We start from the raw sequence: 24,408 nt of genomic DNA, 5'->3' as shown, positions 1-24,408 counted from the left end.
ACCGCGAGCCCATGGGAAAGCGTCCGCCAACTGGAGCTTCCATCCCCATATACACTCAAACTCACTTACTACTCTTAAAGCATTGAACTTGAGCTTATGCTTAAATCTAAACCAATCCAAAAAAAGAATGCCCCAGAAGCGTTGTGGCTTCTAGGACATCCCATGTCTTACGATTTACTTAGTATAACCGTTCATTTGTGACTGAGCCTGACGCACTAATCGCTTTGTAATTTCTCCGCCGACGGATCCGTTGGCACGCGATGTTGAGTCTGGTCCAAGTTGTACTCCAAATTCAGAAGCAATCTCTTCCTTCATCTGGTTCAAAGCCTGTTGTACTCCTGGTACTAGCAGTTGGTTCGAGTTGTTGTTGTTTGGCATGTCGCTCACCTCCTTGTGACATTAGAATGGTCACTTTTGAAAATATCATGCAAGGAAGGTGATAGGTAATATTTTCTTTACAACAAGTCTTCGAAGTCGTCTTCCGTCTGCTGGCTTGGGATCGTTGTTACACGCTGGCTTGCGACTTCCGCCACCATGTCGTCGAACTCCTGGAAGCTTTCGTAGTACGCGACTTTTTCAACGCGCGGTTTCGTTTTATTGCTTGGTGGCGTGAATACAGTACAGCAATCGTCGTATGGACGGATAGAAATATCGTATGTTCCGATTTTTTGAGCGATCTCAATAATGTCCAATTTATCCATTGCGATAAGTGGTCGTAGGACAGGTGTATTCGTTACTTCATTGATAGCGGTCAAACTCTCGAGTGTCTGACTTGCTACTTGTCCAAGACTGTCGCCTGTGATCAATCCAAGCGAATTCGTGTCTTGACGTACTTGATCCGCGACTTTCATCATCATTCTTCTCGTAGTGGTCATCGACAAGTTGCTCGGTACTTGTTTCACAATCGCCTGCTGCAGGTCAGTGAAAGGAATGACGTGCAATCGAATGACTGCACCGAATTTCGCTAGTTGTCGGACGATGTCTTCTACTTTTTCTATTGCCAAATCACTTGTGAATGGAGGAGACGCAAAGTGAACTGCGTCGAAGGAGACGCCACGCTTCATCATCATATAGCCTGCTACCGGGCTGTCGATACCTCCTGACAATAACAATATAGAGTGACCATTCGAACCGACAGGCATACCTCCTGCACCTTTGTAGGTGTGTGAAGAGATATATGCTGCTTCGTGTTGGATCTCTACGTACAATAATATTTCCGGCTTTTTCATTTGTACGATTAAATCAGGGAACGTTTTCAATACATGTCCACCCAATACTTGTTGCAATTCCCCTGTATCAAGCGGGAATCGTTTGTCTACACGTTTGACGTCTACTTTAAAAGTCTTTCCCGTAGTTTCGTTCTTACCGAGTACCTTTAACGAAGTTTCTTTAATGACTTCTAATGTAGGTTCGCAAATTACAATTGGGCTGAATGATTGAATACCGAAAATAGAAGGCAAAATTTCAACTGCACGATCCAACTCTTCAGGTTTTTCTGTGTAAATGAACATCCGATCACGCTCTGCGCGCATTGTGACTGTGCTTAAATCCGACAAAGCCGCTTTAATATTCGTTTTCAGTTTACGTATAAATTTACTCTTGTTTTTTCCTTTAAGTGACATTTCACCATATCTAATCAAAATGGTATTCCAGTTCATTTCCCTACTCCTTTTCTGATCAGTTCGATTAATTGACGAACCGCTACTTTTAATTGTTCGATTTCTTCTATTGTTTGATCTTTACCTAAGCTAATTCTGATAACACCTTTTTCAAATTTCTGTGGTATGCCGACAGCTTCAATCACGTGACTTACATCGGAATTCTTGGATGAACATGCACTGGAAGTTGAAACGATCATGCCTTGCTGTTGCAAGAAATTAATCGCGATCTCTCCGGTAATCTGAGCAAATGCTACAGATAATATATAGGGTGCACTTGCATTCGGTGCCAATACCCTGCATTCGTCAAATTCCGAGAAAAACTCCACCAGCTCGTTTCGCCATTGTTGAAACTGTTGCAAATCCACTTCTTCCACTAGTAAACGGACCGCTTTCGCAAGTGCTGCTGCATGCGGCACCGACACCGTTCCACTGCGCAACTTATGTTCTTGACCACCGCCAAACACAATCGGTTGTAGTTGAATGTTTTTACGGTATGCTAGGAATCCACTATTTTTTATTCCGTACATCTTGTGAGCTGATAATGAAATCAGATCTGGGCCATCTGTAAAATCAACAAATGATAACTTTCCGAAACTTTGCACACAATCTGAATGGAATTTCGCGCGTGGAAATGTATGAATGATTTTCGCACATTGCTCAATCGGCTGGATTGTGCCTATTTCATTGTTGACATGCATGATACTAACTAAAATTGTATCATCCTGCAACGTTTCTTTGAGTTCGTCCAATGAAATTCGTCCTTCTTGATCTACCGTTAAATAATCGACAGTGAAGCCTTGCTTTTCCAAGTCTTGAAAAACACGTAACACGGAAGGATGTTCGATACTCGTTGTGATCAGATGACGTCCTTTGTGCTGATTCGCATATACATAACCTAGTATGGCAAGATTATTGGATTCTGTCCCGCCCGAAGTGAATATCCCTTCAGTCAGTTCAAGCCCTATCGCCGAGAGTACTTGAGTTCGCGCACGTTCCAGCAATTTCTCTGTACGTTTTCCTTCGGCATGAAGCGACGCTGGATTCGCGAAATAGGATACAGAAGCATCCATAAAGGTGCGAAGAACTCTCTCATCTGGTTTTGTTGTTGCGCTGTGATCGAAATACATATGTAAACCCTCTCTTTTCCTTGGGATTTAGCGAAACAAAGCCACCGGAAAACCGGTGGCTTTGTCGGAATATAGTTAGGCTTTGACCTGAATCATACCTTGAATTTTTTTCAAGGCTCCTGGTTCAACTTCTTCAACCGCGGTACCCGCTTCTTCCAATGCTCTTAAGTAGCGGCATTGCATGAAGGACTCTTCTGCTTTTAACAATTTATTGTGAACTTCAGGATGTGACGCACGGTAACGGTTACCGTATTGGATGATTCGTTCTACAAGCAATGCATTTTCAATCATGTCTTCAGCTTTCGCACAGACATCTGTGACGACGGCATCTGCTTTTTGAACATATGATTCAACCAATGCCATATTAAGCGGCACTTCTTCTAAACTTTGTTTCACGATAAAAATTTGTTCATCAGCTTCTTCAAGTTGTACATTCATATCATCAGGAATTCCTGGGATATTGGCACGGTGTAAATTACGATCTGCAATTTGAAGTTGTTGTGCAAGTGTCACAATGCGAGAGCGTACAAGATTTTCGTCAATGCGAAGGTTTTTGATGCGGTTACTGAACTTAGAATGTGCTTCAGAGATTGCATCCAATTCTTCCACTAGCTCTTGCAACTCGATTTGTTGAGCTGAGTAAGCTAAGTTTTTCGCGTCCTGACGTTCGATGAATATTTCTATTCGTTTCGCCAATGCGTTCAACTTTTGCAATGCCATTTGTGGAATAATAACCTCGTTTTCATTCAAACGATAACTTTGCTGAACGAATTTCACTTCTTCAATCGTATCTGGAATTGCATATTGAAGCTCTTCAAACAGATCCAACATTTGATCCAAATGCTCATCTACGTAATGACGGGAGCTAACTTCCTCTTCCAACACATCATAGAATGATTCGATTTCATCATGAATTTCATTCACTTCCGCTGCTACTTCTTCAACATCCAAACGCGCTAATAACTGTCGAAGATCCGCAATTTGTTGTTCGATTTTGTCGAAACGTGAAGGCATTTTCAGATGTCCTAGATAGTACTCCTGACCTTCCATTTCGATGATCCCTTTTCGCATTTCTCGCAATGCTGCAGGTATTTTCGTCTGCAACTCATTAAGTAATGTAGGAATCTCATCAAGTAAAAACGAAAAGCGTTCTTCTTTTGCTCCTAACACAATAACTATTTCACGAGCTTGTAGGTAATTACCATTTTCGATAAGTGCGTCATACTCCTCAAATCTTGGATTAAAGGATTCCCACTCTTTTTCTAAAGGCTCCACTGCCGGTCCGAATGCGTACTGATGAGCTAAGATCTTTTTGCGCGCTGCACGGTGATGTTCTTTTACCGTTTCTATTTCGAACCGATTTCTTTCTTCACTACCAATCAGTTCGTTTAGTTCCTGCAAGATCGTTCGCATCTCTTTTTCACATTCATTCAAGATTTCGCGGATTTGTTTTTCTGTTTCCGTAGCTTTCTTAAAACGGAAACGATCTACTTGCCCTTCAGCATCCAGTAAAAGCAAATCTACGTTATGAAGACGATCATCGACTACTTCAGTCCAAGTGTTGCGCCATCTCTCGAACATTTCTTCTGTTTCGCCCGTCATATTCAACTGCTTTACCTTCGTCATTTCTTCGAATATTGGCTCGCTTTGAATTTGTAATTTTTCTTGTTCCATTTCACTGATTTCTTGTATATGCTTTCGCCTAGACAGAAATGCCATCACCGTTAAAACAATGATGATAACTAATGGAATGATGATGTATATCATCTCGCTATGATCCCCCTATCCCACACTTCGCGCATAAAGTGACTACTTTAGATATTATAGTATATCGTAACATGTTTAAAGCATTTTCGTCTTCTATTCACATCTTTTTTAAAAAACAACGAACTTTTTATCACATCTTGGGAGAATTCAGGAAGGATCCACACATTTTTATGTTCTTTCTCTACAAATTTTGCGTCTATTTTATTTACGTAATGGATAGAAGGCCTTGTTCATTCAATTTTGCTGTTACTTGTTGACGAATTTGCAAAAATTCATGGCGTTGCGATCCAATTTGAATCAATGTCCCAGGATAGGCTTTTGCGATATGGATGCTTCCTTCTTCATTTGTTTGGATAAATGTTTTCACACCAGCATTTGATCCTGTTTCATCTAATTCAATATGTCTTCCTGCAATGACTTCCCCGCCCCGACAGACACCTTTAATCGTAATATCATGTAGTGCCGTAACGGAACAATTATAGACACCTTTCGAACGAATATGAATATCTCCATTACTATATAAAATACTATTCAATGCGAATGTAGCTTGCAATACGGACTCTGGCCGGATTTCTTCGCTGTATACTTCTAGTAAATTATTTGCTTCCTTAATCAATTTACGTAAATACAGGATGTTCGTTTGTTCCTCTCGTAGCGGGTCGATAAATAGCAGATACAATCGATCGGCAAAAGCTATCCACTCTTTATCTAATCGTCTCGTATGGTTTTTCACTAATTGAATAAAATGTTTATTCAATTCTGTGAAATCACTATACTTTTGTTCCAATAATAACTGAATGACTTGTTTCAATATAAAAGGTGCAACTTCCTCTGGATCTTCATTACGTAATGTAAAGATCTGAACGAGTGCCGATTCAATATTGCGTAAGTAGAGCAAAACCTCCGTTAAATCATTGACCATCATGGTAATAACCTTTTCCTGAATGCCTACCGTAACGGTAGAAGAAAATATACTGCCTTGTATGAATACCGATTTAGTCCCACGAATGGAAGCCTTCGTACAATTTTTCATAATTGTTATGATGCCAGAAGCCGCGATAAACATAGACGGATGGACGCTACCCCCAATCCATACGTCCCCTTCAAAATGAATATTGCCACTTTCCAAATTCACATCGGATGCATGACGATATTCTCGATTCACATAAATTTTTGCAAGCTTACTCCGCCATTCAATAACGGGTCTTCCGTCAATTTTCGCATATAGCTTATGCACGACACTATCTACAGTATCAAGGGGACGCACGATAATATCTTTAGGCGGTTTTACTTTATACGTTTCACCTTTCAAATTCTTGCCGTTACTCCCTTGTACCGCTGGGATATATGTCGCAATAAGCTGACCTGCCTTGACCGTTGGAATGAAATTATGTTCTCGAAAATCAACCAATTCCTCTTCGTCTTCCTCTATCTTTTTGAAGTTCAGGTGAATATCGAGTCGGGCATCCTGACTTTCTATAGGAGGAATTCCTCTCGCCACGATAATCTCTGTATACTCCAACGTATTCACGGCTTGCCGAATACCATTCAAGGAAATACCCGTATCAATTCCCATACTATTCAATTCTTCCACTAGCTGTTCTGTGGTCAGTTCATTGTATACATCTACTTTTTCAGATACTTGTATATTCAGGATTTGTTTCCATGGTGAATCCTGCAACGTACGAGTAATTCTCTTTCCTGGTGTCACGACAGCGGTTGCAACCATAAGATCTTCATCTAGACGTATCACAAAATGTGCAGCTACATCTTCTGAACGCGCACTGCATTCTACACTATCTGTCGACAATACAATCGTTCGCTCTGTGCACTCCGTTCCGTTGATCCGTAGTTCGACACCTATAGAAGGAACAATGATTGGATAGGTTAGTTTTCCGAACCGAACTTCTAATCTTTCATTATGAACTCGAACACCTGCCAAGATTTCTTCTGCTTGCTCATGAACACTTTCCTTTTTTTCTTTTTCATTGACTGTGACTTCTGCTAGCACTTTTCTCAAACCGAACATCGATGTACCTGCGGGCCGTTTTACATGGACATGCACGTCATCCATCGTCAGTTGCAAAATCTCCAGTGCTTCTTTGATCGCCTCTGCTACCGTTTCGGCTTGCGTTGTAATGGATCTGGCCATGTTTCCACCTCCATTCATATAGGCATTTATCTTCATATATAGTATAGCATATAACAGATTCTAAATAACTATATTTTCAAACTTTTCAATCCTAGCAACTATGATTTTACGTTTAAAGTTCTGCACGCTTCCTTTGAGTTCATTATCTGGTAAACTATGTACGAGAAAGAGGTGGGAATAGTGGATAATAAAGATCCGTATCAAGAAGAGTTGGATGATGATGAGCTGCAAGATTTAGTACTCGACGCACAGCGTGAAGCGTTAGAAAAAGCAGCTGCTGAAAAAAATGTTCGACGCACCTACCGCCCCTTCCCAAAGTGGATGTTCTGGATCATGGCAACTACTTTGGCACTCAGCACATTCGCCATTGTCTTTCAAATTTATTCAATCCCTGCGTTAGAATTTTTAAAAGCATCATCAGAGTTATCTTCTGATCCACAAATAGCAGAATATAAAGAAGCAGTCGTCGTAGTTGCTACTGAGAATACAAAAGGTACAGGCTTCTCTATCAATGAAGAAGGGACGATTATCACGAATTATCATGTAGTCGAAGGAAATGAATCGATGATTGTCTCTTTTCCTGACGGTCAACGATTTACCGCAAATGTTACAAACGTGTTTCCAAATATCGATCTAGCGATATTGGAAGTAAATGGAACGGACCTCCCTCATTTAACATTGGCAAAAGAAACGATGTTTTACGATCAGGAGCCGATCACATTTATAGGGAATCCGTTAAGTTTTTCCGGAATAGCGAATAAAGGCCACACAATTGATTACATACAATTGTCCGATTGGGATATTCCTGTTGTGATGATAAAAGCGCCTGTTTATAGAGGTAATAGCGGAAGTCCTGTTATTAATGAAGAAGGTAAAGTAATTGGTATTGTATTTGCTACGCTAGATGAGGAAACACATGGTAAGGTTGGATTGTTCATTCCTGTAGATGCTTATTATGATGCAATGGCTAATGAAGGAAGATAAGTTTTAGAAAGTGGTATGGGATTTACATTGCAGATAAATTCGTAGTAGTTTGAGATGTGTACACAAAAGTAAAACCGGTGAAAGGAATAATATCCTTTTACCGGTTTTTTAGAATCTTACTTTTTAGCGACTAGTAATAGTCTGCCTTTATCCAGTTCGCTTTCGCCTTCTTCAGCTTCTGCTTCTGATAGGCCAATTGCTTGCATCTGCGCGCGCAATGTATCGCCACGTGATGTGAACATGTTCTTCATCGCATTGAGGAAGCCCATTTCCGCCATACCTACTTGTTCTGAATCAAGTGCATCCGAAATTTTGTCTTCACGATCTTCGCTATGTGCGAAAATGAAGATTTCTTCATGTGTGTAGCCTTGTGCTACCAATTCTTCAATCTTCTTTTTTGCTTGTACCGCATTCTCTAGGAAAAACTTATTCATTTGTCATTACCTCCACATATATTTGTATTCGTTCTACTCATCTATACCTACTCTAAGCGATTTTTAAACAATAACGTTGATTTTCACATCCTTCGAACCATTGCTTGAATTTAAACTGATAAGAAGTGCGTATTTTACAGACAGAAAAACAAAATAATAGTCAGAATATGCTATACTTTCTTTATTGTTCATTTACAAAACAAGGGGGCTATTTCATTGTCGACAGGACGTATTGAAGCGGGTTTAGAGAAGATCAGGGAGTATGTGAGTGAAGAAGAAGCCGAACGTATGATGACGGCGGACGCATTAAAAGAACTGGCGCCAGATTTACGGAAATACATAGTGGAGTTTGCGTATGGTGAGATTTATTCACGATCTGGACTTGACAGCAAGCAACGACAATTGGTGACACTCTCATCACTTGTCACACAGGGAGCGACTACGCAAATCCAAACGCATGTTAAACGAGCATTGACAGTAGGTTTGACTAAAACGGAAATTGTGGAAAGCATGATGCAACTCATTCCATACGTTGGATTCCCACGAGTACAAACTGCGTTAACTGCTGCTAAAGACATACTTGAACAAGAAAAATGATAGAAAAATGCGGTCAAGAGATATCTCTTGCCCGCATTTTGTTCTTACCATCTAAAGATAGCAGCTGCGCCTGTTTCGACAGGCATACGTTCTTTCGGAAGAACGACTACTTCTCCTCCAGTTTTAAAAACGATTTCCGCTAAATCATCTAGCACGTCATCCACTGCAGTTTCTTCCAAATCTTTCGTCTGGATTTCTCCTGTTTCTAAATTAATTTTACCCGGATATAGATAACCGTCTTCCAATACAAGTCGTCTAATACGATCTTCACTCGCTGCCTTGGCAATTTCTTCAATGTTTGCTGAACCTTGATCACTTGCTTTAGCATTTTCAAAGTTCTCCACTAAATCTTTTGTCTTCTGCAAATACGTTGGTTCGACTATTTCCCAAGCCATTTTACGTAACTGCTCTAGGCTTAGCGCATCAAAGTCGGATTTAATACCATCGGCTTGCAAATGCGGGTTATGACTCAATTCCTTAAATTGCGTCTGATATTCGCCAAGTGTTACTAAATAAAGCGGGAGATCCATTGGTTTAGAGTAGTTTTCTGCAACCGTTCGATCTACATATCGGAAGTAACGTTCAATATCGATATCTATTTCATCTTTCTTACCTCCGTGACCGTGCATCATCGCCGTTCCAGCACCACCTGAGTTGCCAGTGCCTAAGTATGACTCGGTCACTTGATCACCAATCGCTTCTGCTTTCGTCTTCGCTAATTCTTCAGGGATCTCTACTTCCTCTACGCCATAGCGATTCCCTTCAAACAGTTTAAACTCTTGTCTATTCACGCCGAGTAGATGATAGCGATCTGCAGATTGGAATACACGAATAAGCGGTTTAATATGGAAACTATCAGATACAATCGCCAGTTCAGGCACGGGACGTTGCAGCCGATAGGCAATAATACGATCTTTCGTTGCGAATAACGCTAGTCCATCTCCTGCATGTGCCCAGAATGGACGCTCACCTTGAAGCTTCTCAAGTGGAGCCAATAAACTTTTCACTTCATCGGCAGAATGGTTTTTTGATAACTTTTCATGTACATTCTGTAATAAATTTTTAAAACGTATCGGATCTTGTTGATTTTCAGGTCTATACCGGTGGGTCGGTTGATAAATGGAGATGCATGTCTCCGCTTGCTCCATCAAAAACTTATGGGGAAATTCGTTTACAATCTCTACGTTCATCTTAATCCCTCCAATAAATATTTTCCTGTAGACAACAACAACAGGCTCTATTTAACTTGTTCCCTATTCACTTGTTTGTAAACTATTTGTTTATTTATAGGAGGAGAGCAAGGCCTTGACAAAAAATCACAATTCGTGTATAGTTATTGTTTGGGATTGATAACAGATCTGACGTAACAAAAGGCGTTCTGCAGATGTTTATTCGGAACACTTATTCATCACTGGCGCGACTATAGGGTCGCAAGGACGCAAAAGTAGGTAGGGTTTGCGTTGCTTAAGGGAAACAACCAGTAGAACACGACCGCGGCAAAAGAGGTCCAATCAGAATCTACATGCTATATAAATCAACACACATAATCGTTGTCAAACGTAACATTAGAGATCCTATTACAAAAAGCGAGCTCCCCGATATGGGACGCTCGCTTTTTTCAATTCAAATGGCTTCAAACGCTTGATCTAAGTCTGCCATGATATCATCCATATGCTCAAGACCTACAGATAAGCGTAGTAACGTATCAGACACGCCCATCTTCTCACGCTCTTCTTTCGGCACACCTGAGTGTGTCATAGTAGCGGGATGTTGCATAAGTGTCTCCGCGTCGCCTAGACTAACAGCCAATCTGATTAGCGTTAAATGATTCAGCAACTTTTGAGCCTCTTCTTTTCCACCTTTAATCGTAAAGGAAATCAATCCACCACCTAACTTCATCTGCTTTTGTGCAATCTCAAACTGCGGATGCTGATCATCAAACGGATAGAATACATCTTCTACTTTCGGATGTTTTTTTAAATACTCGAATAGGATCTTTGCATTGGATGAATGTCGTTCCATACGAATAGGCAAGGTCTTAATACCTCGCAATAATAGCCATGCATCAAACGGCGAAATGATGCCACCATAATCTTTTAAGACTGTACCATGCATTTTCGCTATCTCATCAGCATCTTTACCTACCAACAAACCTGCGATCACGTCGCCATGTCCATTAATGTATTTCGTCGCGCTATGCAGTACGAAATCTACGCCGAATGATAGTGGTGTTTGAATATAAGGTGAACAGAATGTATTATCCACTACCACTTTCAAGTTGTGGCGCTTCGCTACATTCACTACTGCTTCTAGATCAACTAATTCCATCGTGGGGTTAATTGGTGTTTCTACATATATACATGTCGTCTCAGGCTTCACAGCTTTTTCTATCTCTTCTTCCGTTTTCATCGAAATCAAATCATGTGTGATATTATATTTCTCTTCCAAGATTTTCAGCAATCCGAATGTACAGCCGTAAATTCCACGTGAACAAATCACATGTTCATTTGCTTTTGTCAAATGAACCAGCACTGCACTAACCGCTGCCATACCAGAAGCAAATGCAAGACCTGCTGCTCCCTCTTCCATCTTGGCGATACGTTCTTCAAGTACCGCTACTGTCGGATTCCCTAGACGCGAGTAAATATTTCCTGCTTCTTCACCAGCAAAACGCCGCTCTCCTTGTTCAGCTGAATCAAATACGTAGGTTGAGGTTTGATACAGTGGCACAGCCAAACTTCCCTGATGATCTTTGCTGTCGTATCCTTCATGAATCATTGCTGTTTCTTTATGCCAGTTAGTATTCTTCTGCATATCGATTCCTCCTAGTTCTACCTTATTCATAAACGAATGAATGCGCTTAATCCTTCTCTAATCTAGTGTACATCGATTAGTAAAAAAACGAAAGAACAATATCTTTTCTCTACCTTCTATATATAACGCTTGACCTAAAGGCAATAAATTGGTATGCTAATCTTTGTGTAAAATATTCGCAGCAGTTATGTGTTCTATTTTGTCCAGTCTATTCCTTTTTAAAGGTGCACCACGTAACCTCGAGGCTGCAGGGGCGAAGTTGCAAGATTATAGAATGGCAGATGGATTGAACATATCTGGTCTTATTTTACAACAAAATAAAACCAACAGAGGAGGAGTCTCTCATGGCTCGATATACAGGTCCATCTTGGAAATTGTCACGCCGTTTAGGTATTTCACTAACAGGCACTGGTAAAGAAATTGAAAAGCGTCCATACGCACCAGGACAACACGGTCCAAACCAACGCAAAAAACTTTCCGAATACGGAATGCAATTACAGGAAAAACAAAAACTACGCTTTATGTACGGAGTTAACGAACGTCAATTCCGCACTCTTTTCAACAAAGCTGGTAAAATGCAAGGTATTCACGGTGAAAACTTCATGATCCTTCTTGAAGCTCGCTTGGATAACGTTGTTTACCGTATGGGTCTTGCACGCACTCGTCGTGCAGCTCGTCAGCTAGTTAACCACGGTCACGTATTGGTTGATGGCAAGCGCGTTGACATCCCTTCATTCGCAGTTAAGCCAGGTTCTGAAATCTCTCTTCGTGAGAAGTCTCAAAACTTGAACGCAATTGACGAAGCTCTAGAAATCAACAACTTCGTACCAGATTTCGTTACTTTCGATAAAGAAACGAAAAAAGGTACATTCGTACGCCTTCCAGAGCGTAGCGAATTAGCTGCTGAAATCAACGAAGCATTGATCGTTGAATTCTACTCTCGTTAATAACAATAAAATCCCGTTGGCTGAGATTCTTCTCGGCTCGCGGGATTTTTTGTATTCTACTAAACACCTTTGTAGGTCAAAATTTGTTTGAATCTATTATGAACACGAAATGCGCCATTCGAAAAGTTCCGTCTTTATATAAAGGCATACTCTTTTCCCCAAGCAAAAAGGATCCTCAAAACGAGGATCCCTATCAGTATATTTATTTCCGACCTGTACGCACAAATTCGAGAATCTCCTCAACCGTCATACCTTTTACACCTAACGCTTCAAGCGTACGCGCGTCTTCCATTAGACTTCTTCCTAACAACAGCTGCCCCATCGTTGCTGCAGTTTGCATATGAATTGTCGGAAGATCTAACATATTTCCAAGTTCAATGAACGGAATTAGCCCCATCGGTATATCTTCTGTTAGGTAGCGCGTCTCTAACGTATGTTGTCCGCCGATGTCTTGATAAACCGGATTACTGCTGACTGATTCTGCTAACGTCTCTTTAAACACATCATACTCGATTTCTAACTGTTCCAAACAAGATGGTAAATCCAAACCTAATGCTTTAGCTATCGCCAAGCGTTCTTCATCCATTTTCTCTACATATTTTCCAATGCTGGGCGTGAATCCATCTACATAGAAACGCCATTCTTGATCTGATTCAATGACTCCTGTATTAAACAGAGTCGTAGCTGGATGTAAAATAGGATTTGTATTATCAAAACTAGTGACTAGTATACTGTCACATGCTTCAAATTGCGGGAATGCTTCTTGCAATATTGCTACAACCCGATCTGTTTCTGTAGCAGGTAACGCCGCCGTTAAAATACGATTCTTTAACCCAAATACTTGCGTCGTACCAGGCTTTATAATGCGGCAACCATACAGCAACGTATTCGTCTCTCCTAGAGTTACGTCAGCAGTACATCCAGCATCGTCTAATACTTTTCTAAATATAAGGGATCCGAATGAAGCAGCGGGATTTAAGATAACGATTTGACCATCCTGCAAATAAGGTGCACATGATTTAGCAACAGAGGCATGAGCAGTGGCTGGCACCGTCACAAAAACAACATCCGCGCCTGTTAGTGCATCTTCTATATTAGTAGTAGCACATGATACACTTCCAAAACCCGTTAATGCATCTTCGAGATACACGCCGCCTTGTTCTTGGATTACTTCGATCGTTTCTTCAAATATATCGTAAATCGTCACATCAAACCCCATCATTCCTAAGTGTCCTGCTGTAGTCTGTCCACCGTTTCCTCCACCAATAATCGTCCATTTCAATGTTTTATTCATCTAAAATCACTCCAGTCTGATATTTACAAAATTACGCTTATCATTCATTATTTTTTAAAATTAAAACGGACCCCAGTTTGTCCAAACACCGATAGCCAATATAATCATGACCCAGACCGTCCACTTCAACACCAACGGTCCCGCAAAACGAACCCATTTTCCAAATGGTACTGCAGCAATTCCAAGTGCAGCCATTAAGACAGGATGTGTAGGTGTGATCATATTCCAGTATCCATCTCCAGACTGAAATGCTTGAACAGCAATTTGACGGTTAATCCCAATGACATCACTAATAGAAGACATAATCGGCATGACTACGGCTGCTTGCCCAGTCGAAGATGGTATAACAAAGTTGATCAACCCTTGTGAAATATACATACCCCATGCCGCAAATACACTATGGAGATTTCCAAGTGGCACAGATATTGCATAGACTAGCGTGTCAATAATTTGTCCTTCTTCCATTACAACGAGAATTGCCCGTGAAAGCCCAATAATCAGTGCCGCTGCTGTCATCTCTGCCGCACCTTTCATAAACTCATCTGTAAACTGATTAAAACTACCATTAAACGCAATCATTCCGATGACAATTCCCATCAGAAGCATAAGAGCGGAGATTTCTCCTAAATACCAACCGTACTTTAGAACACCAAACACTAGAGCTACTAATGACAGGCCGAGAATCGCCATAATCCATTTATGACGTTTAGTCATTGTCAGATTCTCAAGCAACGTGGTATCTGTCTCAACCTCTTCTTCACCGACTAACAAACTAGTAGATGGGTTCAACTTGACCTTTTTCGCATAGCGCAATGTATGATGAATCGCAATTATGAGTCCACCAACCATAAGAATGGTTCTTAACCCAATACCTGAAAATAAAGGAAGCTCAGCAATCCCTTGAGCAATACCTACGTTAAAGGGATTTAATGGACCTGCAGAATACCCAGCATACACGCCTACCACAACGATGGACACCGCAACAATACGGTCATATCCCATCGCAATTGTTGCCGCTAAAACAATAGCGACGAATGGTAGTGTTTCTTCTGCCATTCCAAACGTAGCGCCTCCCATTGCAAACGCTGTCATTGCAATGATAATGAATATCGACTCTTTTCCTTTTAATCGATGAATTAATCTAGCGAGAGCTGCATTGATCGCCCCACTTTTCACGATAACCCCGAATACTCCACCCACAATTAAAACAAACGCAATAATTTCAGCAGCACCAACAATTCCACCAAATACAGACGAAAGAATCCCCCCTACCCCTACAGGTGTTTGCTCTGTATAATTGAAACTATCGGCAATGATAAGTTCCCGTCCTGTTTTTTCATCCAACGCCCGATCAAATTGTCCTGCAGGTACGATGTATGTAAGCGCAGCAACAATAACGATCATAAACATAAGTAAAGCAGTTGTCGTAGGTGGCTTAACTTTCCATTTCATATTCTCCACGTCCTTTACGTAGTTAGTGTACTTAGCTATTTGAGAGTATAGTTATTTATTAAAGTATAATGTTATAACATTATATACTATAGAAAACTATGCAATGCATAGTATCTAGACAATTATGTCAAATTCAGTTCTAAATAATACTTGTCTTTGTCTTGCTTCATGACAAACTTTGAATATTCGACTGCATCATCCGTGTCCGAAAACGTAATTCGTTCCCACACAAAAAGAGGTGTGTTTTGGCGAACCCCTAGCAACTCCACTTCTTTTTCATTTGCCACCGCACCAGAAAAGTAGTTTTTCGATCTTTTTAAAGTAATCCCACAGATAGTTTTTAATACATCATAAATAAACACATTTTCATCTTCGATCCGCTCTTCTGCTGGCCAGATATTTTGAGGAATGTACGTATATTCCAACGACACCTTTTCACCATCTTCGTATCCGACACGTTCTAAATAAACAAACTCTGTATCCACTGTCTTTTCTAACCTTTTGGCAATACTAGGATTTTTTTTATGATATTCATTGCAAAGTAGATCGTGGCTATTACTGACTTCTTCATCCATCCTTATAAACTCAGACTTATGAATATTCTTCTCCTTCTGCTCACCCGTTACAAATGTTCCACGCCCCCGTTGGCGAACAAGCAACCCTTTATCAACAAGGTTCATAATCGCTCGTTTAATAGTAATATTACTAACATCCAGCAAGCTAGCTAATTCCGTTTCGGTTGGTAGTTGGTGCCCTACATCCCAAATACCAGAAACAATATGTTCTTCTAACTTACTTTCAACTTGCGAGTACAGTGGAATCGCAGCTGACTTATCAATTTTCAAACAAGACATCCCTTTCTAGTAGAGTATAATGTTATAACTATTCAGATTATAGCAACTCAATAATACGTTGTAAAGATAATTCTGAAAACGTTTTCAATAATATTTTTTGAAACTAGCAAGGAAGTCATTATATGATTCAAGTGATTACGTTAATAAGAAGCGGGGTAAAATTTATTCAAAATGAACTAAAAAACTGCATCCTATCAGATCGACATTTTGAACATGTCTCTCTCATAGAATGCAGTTTGTTTTGCTATTAGTGAAATTAATGAAAGCGATATAAAATGTAGTTTATACAATTTGAACAATATATCGAATGTAAGTAATCTACATAGCCTTCCACCCTAGTCACAATATTCTTCCATGATCCGCAATGTAATACCCTTCAATTCATCATGTTCTGTAAATTGTTCGCTCAACATATCCGTAAGTATATTTTCGAGGAAGTATTCGACACAGTGCATATCTTGAAACTGCAAAATGGTTGTGAGTGCTTCTTCGTAGATTTCTAAAAATAAGGGTTCAGGATTATTCTTTTGGATCTCTCCAAACGATTCATATAGCAAATCCACTTTATCCGCAACCGATAAAATTCGGCCTTCTAACGAATCATCTTTCCCCTCTTTAAAACGTTCTAGATAAATACTCTGAAACTCCGCAGGAATTTCTTTTTCCACAAAGTTTTTCGTCATCTCTTCTTCTACTTCACTAAATAATTTCTTCAACTCTTTCGATGCATATTTTACAGGTGTTTTAATGTCACCAGTGAAAAGTTCCGCATAATCATGATTCAAAGCCTTCTCATATAAAAGCTTCCAATCTATTTTGTTGCCAACTTTCTCTTCTACCGTCCCAAGAAATTGAGCAATTTTTGTTACTTTAAATGAATGGCTGGCAACTGAATGTTTTTGATATTTAAATTTCCCCGGACATCTAATAATCTGTTCTAAATCTGATAAACTTTTAAAGTATTGATGTATCCCCATTGTCCTCATCTCCTAACGAGTTTCTGTTAGTAATTAAATACTACATCATAGTCTTCTCGGTAAATTTATATTGTTTCTGTACACTCTTTAACTCTGGTCTTTAATATTATTCCCTATCCCCAATGAAGTATGCTTACTATCACGTATTTGCACAATGGAGTTACAGGACTCTTATCATTTGTTCTGCATACATATTTCGAAACGAGGATACTCTCTGCCCCCTATATAGAGTCCAAATGCGAAAAGGATAGAAGGTGTGGAAATGTTTTTTTCCACACGACTAGATCTTTATTCTTATTATTAAAGTTATTTAAAGTTATTTGGTTATTGGTATGCCCCAAACTGACAGATGCATTTGTGCAATACCGACACATGAAGTTGTTCAAAACCGACAGATGGCTTGCTTACATTCGACATGCAATGGCTGACTGATTATTTTATAAAAATATCAAATGAAAAAGAACGCCCGTGGAAAATGGCGTTCTTAATTTGTATAAAAATGGTATTGTACCGTTTATCCTTCGTCTTCTGTAACTGAAACATATAATACGTCTCTGTAATAGAAACAATATAACGTTCCTTTACTATCTGTAAAAACGATATCGTTACTTCTAGAATTTGTAGCTATACTTAAAGCATCTTCTTTATCTATCGCTTCTACTATTCTTAAAATATTTCCAGCGTTAGCAAAGTGATAATGTACTCTGTACTTTTTCAAAATTTTCACGTCCCTCTAAATCTTATTATTCGACATAAAGATTGAAAACCCTTTTATTCATTCGATTAAATTCCAATTACACTATATTAATTACGAATGTACGTTCTTTACAAGTTATTCGAAACATGATAAGATAAAAAACACATATAGAGTATTTAAATCTCCAGTAGACGTTTATTATAAAAAAACACATATAAAAAATTAAAAGGAGGATTTCTATGACAGATCGAGAACTTCTTGAACTTTTGGTTGATAAAGTAACAAATATTGAACAGGATTTTTTCGGTGTTAAGACTGATGTTTCTTCGCTAAAGACTGATGTCTCTTCACTGAAGTCTGACGTCTCTTCACTGAAGTCTGATGTCTCTTCACTGAAGTCTGATGTCTCTACACTGAAGTCTGATGTCTCTACACTAAAAAAGGATGTTTCATCTATTAAAGAAGAGCAAATATTTATGAAACAGGCTATATTTGAACTGGATGCGCGCTCCATCGTTACTAGTCATAAAATTGATGCTTTAACTGAACAAGTCTCCTCTAATACAACAAAGCTAGATGACCTGCGCACTACTCAGCGCCTCGTAAGCGATCACGACACCGACATTCGTATGATCAAAAAAATGTTAACACAATAAAACACAGTGTTCTAGAGTACCTATGTATTAAATTTCTTTGTTCGCTTATGCTACCCTAGCTGTTTATTATATAGGTACTTTTTATTGGCCCCATCAGTTGTAATCTTCATTTCCCGCAAAAAAAGACACCCCCGAAGAGATGCCCCACAATCTACTTATTTGCGTAATTTATCATAAATCCGATCCATAATACTTACCATGAAAACTTCATGCTTGTTTAACGCGGCTGATGCAGCTTCCACGATATTTTCAGATCGCATAGCCGTTGCTTGTTTGTTCGCTACGTTCCATAGTTTGAACGCTTCGATTAATTCTTGATGCTCACCAGCGAAAATATCAGGTGGGGTTTCTTCTTTAACGGCTGCCGCCACATTAGCGAATAGCTTAGTCGCTCCTTTGACACCTTCTGGACTTTGTTCCTCAATGGCATCCATCATTTCATTAATCGCGTCGCCAATTGAACCTAATGTCATAGCGTACATCATATATTCCTTTTTCAATTCGTTATCTCCTAATTAAACAAACTTCACCATGCTATATTTCTTTTTACCGCGTCTCACAATTGTGAATGCATCTTCCAAACGTTGCTCTGCTCCTACTGTGAACGCTGTATCTGTAATGCGTTCTCCGTTAAAGGAAATTGCACCATTCGTTACATCTTCACGTGCTTGACGCTTCGATGGAGATACACCCGCTTGGACGATGAAGTCGACAATGTTTTGATCTGCTTTTTCCATCTCAACAGTCGGTACGTCTTTAAAAGCATCTTTCATTTCAGACGCAGTCAAGGCTTTTAAATCCCCGCTGAACAATGCGGCTGAAATACGGATCGCTTGGTCAAGTGATTCTTGACCATGAATCAATCGTGTCATTTCTTCAGCTAGTGTCTTTTGAGCTTTACGTAGATGCGGCTCTTCTTGCACAGATACTTCTAGCGCTTCAATTTCTTCGCGGCTAAGGAATGTAAAGATTTTCAAGTACTTCACAACATCCGCGTCAGCAGCATTGATCCAGAATTGGTAGAACTCGTATGGTGATGTTTTCTTCGCATCCAACCATACTGCACCACCAGCAGATTTACCGAACTTCGTGCCGTCTGCTTTAGTGACTAATGGAATTGTAAATCCGTATGCTTTTACTTCTTCATCATGCATCTTACGGATAACTTCTAGACCCGTTGTAATATTCCCCCACTGATCCGATCCACCAATTTGCACACGACAGTTGTAGTGATCGAATAGATGATTGAAATCTGCACCTTGCATAAGCATGTACGAGAACTCTGTGAAGGAAATTCCTTGTTCCAAACGTGATGCTACGTTATCTTTTGCCAACATGTAGTTGACGCTCAATAATTTACCGTAGTCACGCAAAAATTCGATCAATGACATTGAACCGATCCAATCATTGTTATTCACAAGTTTCGCGCCATTTTCTGTTTGGAAATCAAAAATCATTTCAAGCTGCTTTTTGATTCCACGAACATTATCCGCGATTTGATCTGTCGTTTGCAATTGGCGTTCTTCTGAGCGTCCAGAAGGATCCCCGATCATTCCTGTCGCGCCACCGATCAATAGAATTGGCTGGTGTCCGTGTAACTGAAAACGGCGTAGTGTAAGCATTGGAACGATATGACCGATATGCATACTATCTGCTGTTGGATCTACTCCACAGTATAAAGAAATTTTTTCGTCCGTAAGAAGCTTTTCTAATCCTTCTTCATTTGTCTGCTGGTATAGCAAACCTCTCCAACGTAAATCGTCCATTAATTCATTTGACATTTTCCATTTCCTCCTAATTTCAACGTAAAAAGTCCCCACACGATCAATAAATGATCATGCAGGGACGTTAGTTGATTAATTCATAACGCGGTACCACCCGGCTTGAGAGCTGAAAACTCTCCGGCTTTAAGGCGCAGGTAACGTTGCGCAAAACGTACACTCCAAAACTGTAATTCATGCATAGTGCACCGAACAGCTTCCACTAACCGCTGTCTCTCTATGACGGAACTCACTATCACTACTTCGGTTTTTTCGACATGTAATTTCGTATGTGTTCAATTTTACCCATCTTCCATTGAAAGTCAACATTTATTGCATAACTTCTGTTTAATCTATGATATAATGAGTAAGATTTTGGGGGGAGAAAACTTTGAATAACGAAAAGAATAATAGAATTAAGCAACTTGAAGATAAGTTTGAACAAGCGAAAAAAGAGCCTTGGGCCAAAAAACTTCGCATCGGTACCGGCGTACTTTGGAACTTGTTTATTTTACTCATTATCTTCGCCGTGATCGGTGCTGTATTTGCAGGTTCTGTTGGGGCTGGATATTTTGCTTCCCTAGTCGCAAAAGAGCCCTTACGTTCAAAAGAAGAACTTCGCGACCAAGTGTTTAATTATGAAGAAACATCTGAAATGTTCTTTGCGAACAACATTTATCTAGGCAAGATCAACTCGGACATTGAGCGCCGTCAAATTACACTGGATAAAGTAAATCAATATGCATTGGACGCAGTTCTTGCCACTGAGGATGAATACTTCGAAGAGCACAAAGGCATTGTACCAAAAGCAATATTCCGCGGAGTCTTCCAAGACGTTACGAACTCGGACAGTCAAACAGGTGGATCGACGCTAACTCAACAGTTAGTGAAAAACCAGATTCTGACGAATGAAGTTTCCTATGAACGTAAAGCTAAAGAAATCTTGCTGGCTATGCGCTTGGAACACTTCATGACGAAAGATGAGATACTCGAAGCCTACTTGAACATCATTCCTTATGGCCGTGATGTGACAGGACAGAATATCGCGGGAATTGAAACGGCAGCACGAGGAATCTTCGGAATTAAAGCAGCTGATCTAAGTTTACCGCAAGCTGCATATATCGCAGGAATTCCGCAGGCACCTTATACGTACACACCGTTTTATAGTAAGAATCAAGGAATTAAGGAACGCGAAAAGCTGATGTACGGGGTAAACCGTATGAAGACCGTGCTATTCCGAATGCGTGATGCAGGTTATATTACGGACGCAGAATGGAAAGAAGCAAAGGCTTACGACGTGACAAAAGATTTTAGACAGCCGTCACGACGTGCGACTGAACGATATCCGTATGTCACACAAGAAATTCAAAATCGCACAATCGAAATTTTAGCGGAAGTACTAGCCGAAAAAGATGGTATCGATAAAGAACGTTTTGATGAAGATTCCAAGATTAAAGAAAAATATGAAATCATGGCAGACCGTTCTATGCGAACAGACGGCTATCGAATCTTCTCGACTATCAATAAAGACTTGTATGACAAAATGAATGAAGTGGCTGATATCTTCCAGTACTACGGATTTACGTATACTTCAGAATCAGTAGATGAAGAATCAGGTAAAACGATTACTACAGAAAATCCTGTTCAAGTCGGCGCAACGATGCTCGAGAACCATACAGGGAAAGTACTTTCTTTCGTTGGTGGGCGCGATTATGAACTTGAAGCATTGAACCACTCTACACAAGCTTTCCGACAAAATGGTTCTTCCATTAAGCCATTACTTGTTTACGCCCCAGCTATTGAATATGGTGTAATCGGTGCAGGAAGTCCCCTAGTCGATGTGAAATATAATTGGTCTGGTTGGAAACCTGGAAACTATTTTGACCGTGAGCTTGGTGTACTATCTGCTAGAGAGTCTTTGGCACGTTCACAAAACTTATCAACAGGTCGATTATATAACCAAATCTATGACCGTAAGCCAATTGATTTCCTCAAGAAAATGAATTTCTCAAAGGTTACGGATGATGATGCTCAAATCCCTGCCGCTTCACTTGGCGGATTGAAGCACGGAGTAACAGTAGAAGAGAATACGAACGCCTTCGCTACATTTGCGAATGGTGGGCAGTTTATTGAATCCTATATGATTGAACGGATTGAAGATATGAAAGGCAATATCGTATTTGAACATAAAGCGGAACCTGTTGAAGTGTTCAGTCCGGAAACTTCTTATATCATCACCGATATGATGCGTGATGTATTAAAAGGCAACGGTACAGCTGCGAGATTACCTGGATTGATGAATTTCCGTCCCGATTTAGCTGCTAAAACGGGAACATCCCAGCATTATGGTGATGCTTGGTTAGTCGGTTATAATCCGAATGTATCGCTAGGTGTTTGGATGGGTTATAAAAACCAAAATACACCATTGTATAACGGCTACAACAGTGGTCAAATGCATCCATCAGAACGGACAGCAAGATTGTACGGTCAATTGATGAACACAGCAAACACTGTAATTCCTGAAACCATCAAAGCCAGAGATACATTTAAACGTCCTGCCGGGGTTGTTACACGTTCATTCTGTGGCATTTCAGGTCTAGCACCTTCAGCAGCTTGTTCAGCAGCAGGACTGGTTCGTTCGGATCTATTTAATTCGAAAAAGATGGTTCCAACAAAAGCAGATGATAGTATTGTTTCTTCTGCAGCAGTTCGAGTAAACGGTAAAGTATATCAGGCGTTAGCTTCAACACCGCGTGAATTTGTCACATCTGGTGGAATTGGCGTAACTACTGAATACGGCAAGCGGATGCTTGGACGTTTGGGTGGAGATGCCTCTAAACTACTTGCTGGTCGTGGTGCCTATTCAAGCAGTGTGGCAGGATCTGCCTTCCCTGCAGACAATGTACCACCAGCACCAGTATCAGCAGGACAGAATGGTTCCGTTCTAACATGGACTGGTTCTTCATCAAATGATGTCATCGGTTATTACATCTATCAGAATGGTGTCAGAATCGGTACGGTTCATGACGGAGCATCCAGATCGTATAAAGTCGGGTATGGTTCGTACTATGTGCGCGCAGTAGACATTACTGGCCTGTTATCAGGTCCTTCCAATACAATCACAAATGCTGCACCTGCACCGAAAGCTCAGCCAAAACCTGAGACGAATAGTGATACAAAGCCAGGAACATCGACTCCAGAAACGAAGCCGGATGCAAAACCGGATACCGGTTCTGAAGCAAAACCCGAAACTAAACCTGAAGCTACACCAGAACCAAAACCGGAAGCTACACCGGAACCTAAACCGGATGCAACTCCTGCAGAAAAAGAATAACGGATCAACCGGAATACAATCGTATATTGTATTCCGGTTTTTTCATGAAGTGCTTCTGTACATGCATTCTTCCGCCTATTCCAAAATCTTCGGCACCGCCCTTTCATCCACGACTAAAGTTTATTACCGACAATTCAGTTATTTCATGATAATAATATACTTTTACTATCTATAAATTGTATACTGAATAGAGAGCTACACTAATCGTACCTACAGCGATTATTTATATGTATAAAGGGTAGAATGATTAGGAAGGGGTGAACTGTTTGGAACATATAAAAACCTACTTTTCCAGAACGTTTCCGCATGAAGAAGGTGAGCTTGTCATTGAAGGTCCTGTTTCATCCGAGCAATTAGCATCGTTTGAATTTCATGAAGGACTAAAAGCTTTTCGTCCACCAAAACAACAACAAGAGGCATTAGTAAAGATTGCCGCATTCCCTGAAGGACGTATTAATATAGCGAGAATTGAAAATATGATTGTCGGATATGTGACGTACTTGTATCCCGATCCACTTGAACGTTGGTATGAAGCAGACTTAGATAACTTAATAGAGCTAGGCGCCATCGAAGTAGTTGCCGCGTATCGCGGTGCACGCATCGGTAAGTCTTTACTGGAATTATCGATGCTTGATGACGCAATGGAAGATTATATTATCATTACGACAGAATATTATTGGCACTGGGATTTAAAAGGCACAGGGTTAACAGTATGGGATTATCGTAAAATGATGGAGAAAATGATGCGTGCAGGTGGAATGGAATTTTTCTCTACGGATGATCCCGAAGTATGCTCCCACCCTGCCAATGCATTAATGGCAAGGATCGGAAAACGAGTCGATCAAGAATCTATCCAACAATTTGATCGTGTACGTTTCAAAAATCGCGTTAATTACTGAAA

The 24,408-nt window shown here is 40.2% G+C and carries 21 protein-coding genes; 6 read left to right on the top strand and 15 right to left on the bottom strand.

What is annotated here, in order from left to right; all coding sequences use genetic code 11:
* Positions 1 to 174: 174 nt before the first annotated feature.
* The 5 genes from CSV69_RS01170 to CSV69_RS01150 all read right to left on the bottom strand — a co-directional run bounded on the left by CSV69_RS01170 (position 175) and on the right by CSV69_RS01150 (position 6,707).
* Positions 175 to 378: an alpha/beta-type small acid-soluble spore protein gene (locus CSV69_RS01170; RefSeq protein WP_085426568.1), complete on the bottom strand. Its 204-nt coding sequence runs from the start codon at positions 376 to 378 to the stop codon at positions 175 to 177.
* Between the two features lie 77 nt (positions 379 to 455).
* Complete coding sequence (thiI, locus tag CSV69_RS01165) at positions 456 to 1,658, bottom strand: tRNA uracil 4-sulfurtransferase ThiI (protein WP_099624687.1); 1,203 nt, start codon at positions 1,656 to 1,658, stop codon at positions 456 to 458.
* On the bottom strand, positions 1,655 to 2,788 hold the full coding sequence (locus tag CSV69_RS01160) for a cysteine desulfurase family protein (protein WP_099692556.1): 1,134 nt from the start codon (positions 2,786 to 2,788) through the stop codon (positions 1,655 to 1,657). Before CSV69_RS01160 ends, thiI begins: the two co-directional genes overlap by 4 nt.
* 75 nt (positions 2,789 to 2,863) lie before the next feature.
* Positions 2,864 to 4,555, bottom strand: coding sequence for a septation ring formation regulator EzrA (gene ezrA / locus CSV69_RS01155; RefSeq protein WP_085426571.1), 1,692 nt, complete (start codon positions 4,553 to 4,555; stop codon positions 2,864 to 2,866).
* A 205-nt stretch (positions 4,556 to 4,760) separates the two neighbouring features.
* The gene (locus CSV69_RS01150) at positions 4,761 to 6,707 is read right to left on the bottom strand and encodes a FapA family protein (RefSeq protein WP_158232580.1); all 1,947 of its coding nucleotides are present in this window, start codon (positions 6,705 to 6,707) and stop codon (positions 4,761 to 4,763) included.
* Between the two features lie 180 nt (positions 6,708 to 6,887).
* On the opposite strand from CSV69_RS01150, the gene CSV69_RS01145 reads away from it, so the two are divergent.
* On the top strand, positions 6,888 to 7,691 hold the full coding sequence (locus tag CSV69_RS01145; protein WP_085426573.1) for a S1C family serine protease: 804 nt from the start codon (positions 6,888 to 6,890) through the stop codon (positions 7,689 to 7,691).
* A gap of 116 nt (positions 7,692 to 7,807) precedes the next feature.
* On the opposite strand, the gene CSV69_RS01140 is transcribed toward CSV69_RS01145, so the two are convergent.
* Positions 7,808 to 8,125: a YflT domain-containing protein gene (locus CSV69_RS01140; protein ID WP_085426574.1), complete on the bottom strand. Its 318-nt coding sequence runs from the start codon at positions 8,123 to 8,125 to the stop codon at positions 7,808 to 7,810.
* Positions 8,126 to 8,341: 216 nt separating this feature from the next.
* Between CSV69_RS01140 and CSV69_RS01135 the strand changes: the two genes are divergently transcribed.
* Positions 8,342 to 8,722 carry a carboxymuconolactone decarboxylase family protein gene (locus CSV69_RS01135; protein WP_198166214.1) on the top strand — a complete coding sequence of 127 codons (381 nt, stop codon included), beginning with the start codon at positions 8,342 to 8,344 and terminating at the stop codon, positions 8,720 to 8,722.
* A 44-nt stretch (positions 8,723 to 8,766) separates the two neighbouring features.
* On the opposite strand, the gene CSV69_RS01130 is transcribed toward CSV69_RS01135, so the two are convergent.
* Together CSV69_RS01130 and megL are read right to left on the bottom strand one after the other, a co-directional pair.
* Complete coding sequence (locus tag CSV69_RS01130; RefSeq protein ID WP_099692554.1) at positions 8,767 to 9,912, bottom strand: baeRF3 domain-containing protein; 1,146 nt, start codon at positions 9,910 to 9,912, stop codon at positions 8,767 to 8,769.
* Positions 9,913 to 10,345: 433 nt separating this feature from the next.
* On the bottom strand, positions 10,346 to 11,536 hold the full coding sequence (gene megL, locus CSV69_RS01125) for a methionine gamma-lyase (RefSeq protein WP_085426576.1): 1,191 nt from the start codon (positions 11,534 to 11,536) through the stop codon (positions 10,346 to 10,348).
* Between the two features lie 344 nt (positions 11,537 to 11,880).
* Between megL and rpsD the strand changes: the two genes are divergently transcribed.
* Positions 11,881 to 12,483 carry a 30S ribosomal protein S4 gene (rpsD, locus tag CSV69_RS01120; RefSeq protein WP_085426577.1) on the top strand — a complete coding sequence of 201 codons (603 nt, stop codon included), beginning with the start codon at positions 11,881 to 11,883 and terminating at the stop codon, positions 12,481 to 12,483.
* Between the two features lie 202 nt (positions 12,484 to 12,685).
* On the opposite strand, the gene CSV69_RS01115 is transcribed toward rpsD, so the two are convergent.
* From CSV69_RS01115 to CSV69_RS16590, 5 genes are all read right to left on the bottom strand, one after another.
* Positions 12,686 to 13,777, bottom strand: coding sequence for an NAD/NADP-dependent octopine/nopaline dehydrogenase family protein (locus tag CSV69_RS01115; protein ID WP_099692553.1), 1,092 nt, complete (start codon positions 13,775 to 13,777; stop codon positions 12,686 to 12,688).
* Between the two features lie 60 nt (positions 13,778 to 13,837).
* The gene (locus tag CSV69_RS01110) at positions 13,838 to 15,229 is read right to left on the bottom strand and encodes a YfcC family protein (protein WP_099692552.1); all 1,392 of its coding nucleotides are present in this window, start codon (positions 15,227 to 15,229) and stop codon (positions 13,838 to 13,840) included.
* A gap of 122 nt (positions 15,230 to 15,351) precedes the next feature.
* On the bottom strand, positions 15,352 to 16,074 hold the full coding sequence (locus CSV69_RS01105) for a GntR family transcriptional regulator (RefSeq protein WP_158232579.1): 723 nt from the start codon (positions 16,072 to 16,074) through the stop codon (positions 15,352 to 15,354).
* Positions 16,075 to 16,418: 344 nt separating this feature from the next.
* On the bottom strand, positions 16,419 to 17,060 hold the full coding sequence (locus CSV69_RS01100) for an HD domain-containing protein (RefSeq protein ID WP_099692550.1): 642 nt from the start codon (positions 17,058 to 17,060) through the stop codon (positions 16,419 to 16,421).
* Between the two features lie 514 nt (positions 17,061 to 17,574).
* Entirely contained in the window at positions 17,575 to 17,778 is a 204-nt protein-coding gene (locus CSV69_RS16590; protein ID WP_143560342.1) for a hypothetical protein, read from the bottom strand.
* Between the two features lie 218 nt (positions 17,779 to 17,996).
* Between CSV69_RS16590 and CSV69_RS01095 the strand changes: the two genes are divergently transcribed.
* Positions 17,997 to 18,413 carry a hypothetical protein gene (locus CSV69_RS01095; RefSeq protein ID WP_099692549.1) on the top strand — a complete coding sequence of 139 codons (417 nt, stop codon included), beginning with the start codon at positions 17,997 to 17,999 and terminating at the stop codon, positions 18,411 to 18,413.
* 155 nt (positions 18,414 to 18,568) lie between these two features.
* Here the strand turns inward: CSV69_RS01095 and CSV69_RS01090 are convergent, their stop codons facing one another.
* Entirely contained in the window at positions 18,569 to 18,913 is a 345-nt protein-coding gene (locus CSV69_RS01090; RefSeq protein ID WP_099624693.1) for a hypothetical protein, read from the bottom strand.
* Between the two features lie 15 nt (positions 18,914 to 18,928).
* On the bottom strand, positions 18,929 to 20,194 hold the full coding sequence (gene tyrS, locus CSV69_RS01085) for a tyrosine--tRNA ligase (RefSeq protein ID WP_099692548.1): 1,266 nt from the start codon (positions 20,192 to 20,194) through the stop codon (positions 18,929 to 18,931).
* Between the two features lie 370 nt (positions 20,195 to 20,564).
* Between tyrS and CSV69_RS01080 the strand changes: the two genes are divergently transcribed.
* Positions 20,565 to 23,507 (top strand): transglycosylase domain-containing protein, encoded by a 2,943-nt coding sequence (locus CSV69_RS01080; protein ID WP_099692547.1) that lies wholly within the window; start codon positions 20,565 to 20,567, stop codon positions 23,505 to 23,507.
* 266 nt (positions 23,508 to 23,773) lie between these two features.
* Positions 23,774 to 24,406, top strand: coding sequence for an N-acetyltransferase (locus tag CSV69_RS01075; protein WP_085426583.1), 633 nt, complete (start codon positions 23,774 to 23,776; stop codon positions 24,404 to 24,406).
* The last annotated feature ends 2 nt before the right edge of the window (positions 24,407 to 24,408 follow it).

The organism is Sporosarcina sp. P26b, assembly GCF_002743245.1.
Classification (GTDB): domain Bacteria; phylum Bacillota; class Bacilli; order Bacillales_A; family Planococcaceae; genus Sporosarcina; species Sporosarcina ureae_C.
Note: the sequence above shows the minus strand (reverse complement) of the source record. Positions and strands in the feature narration are given on the sequence as shown.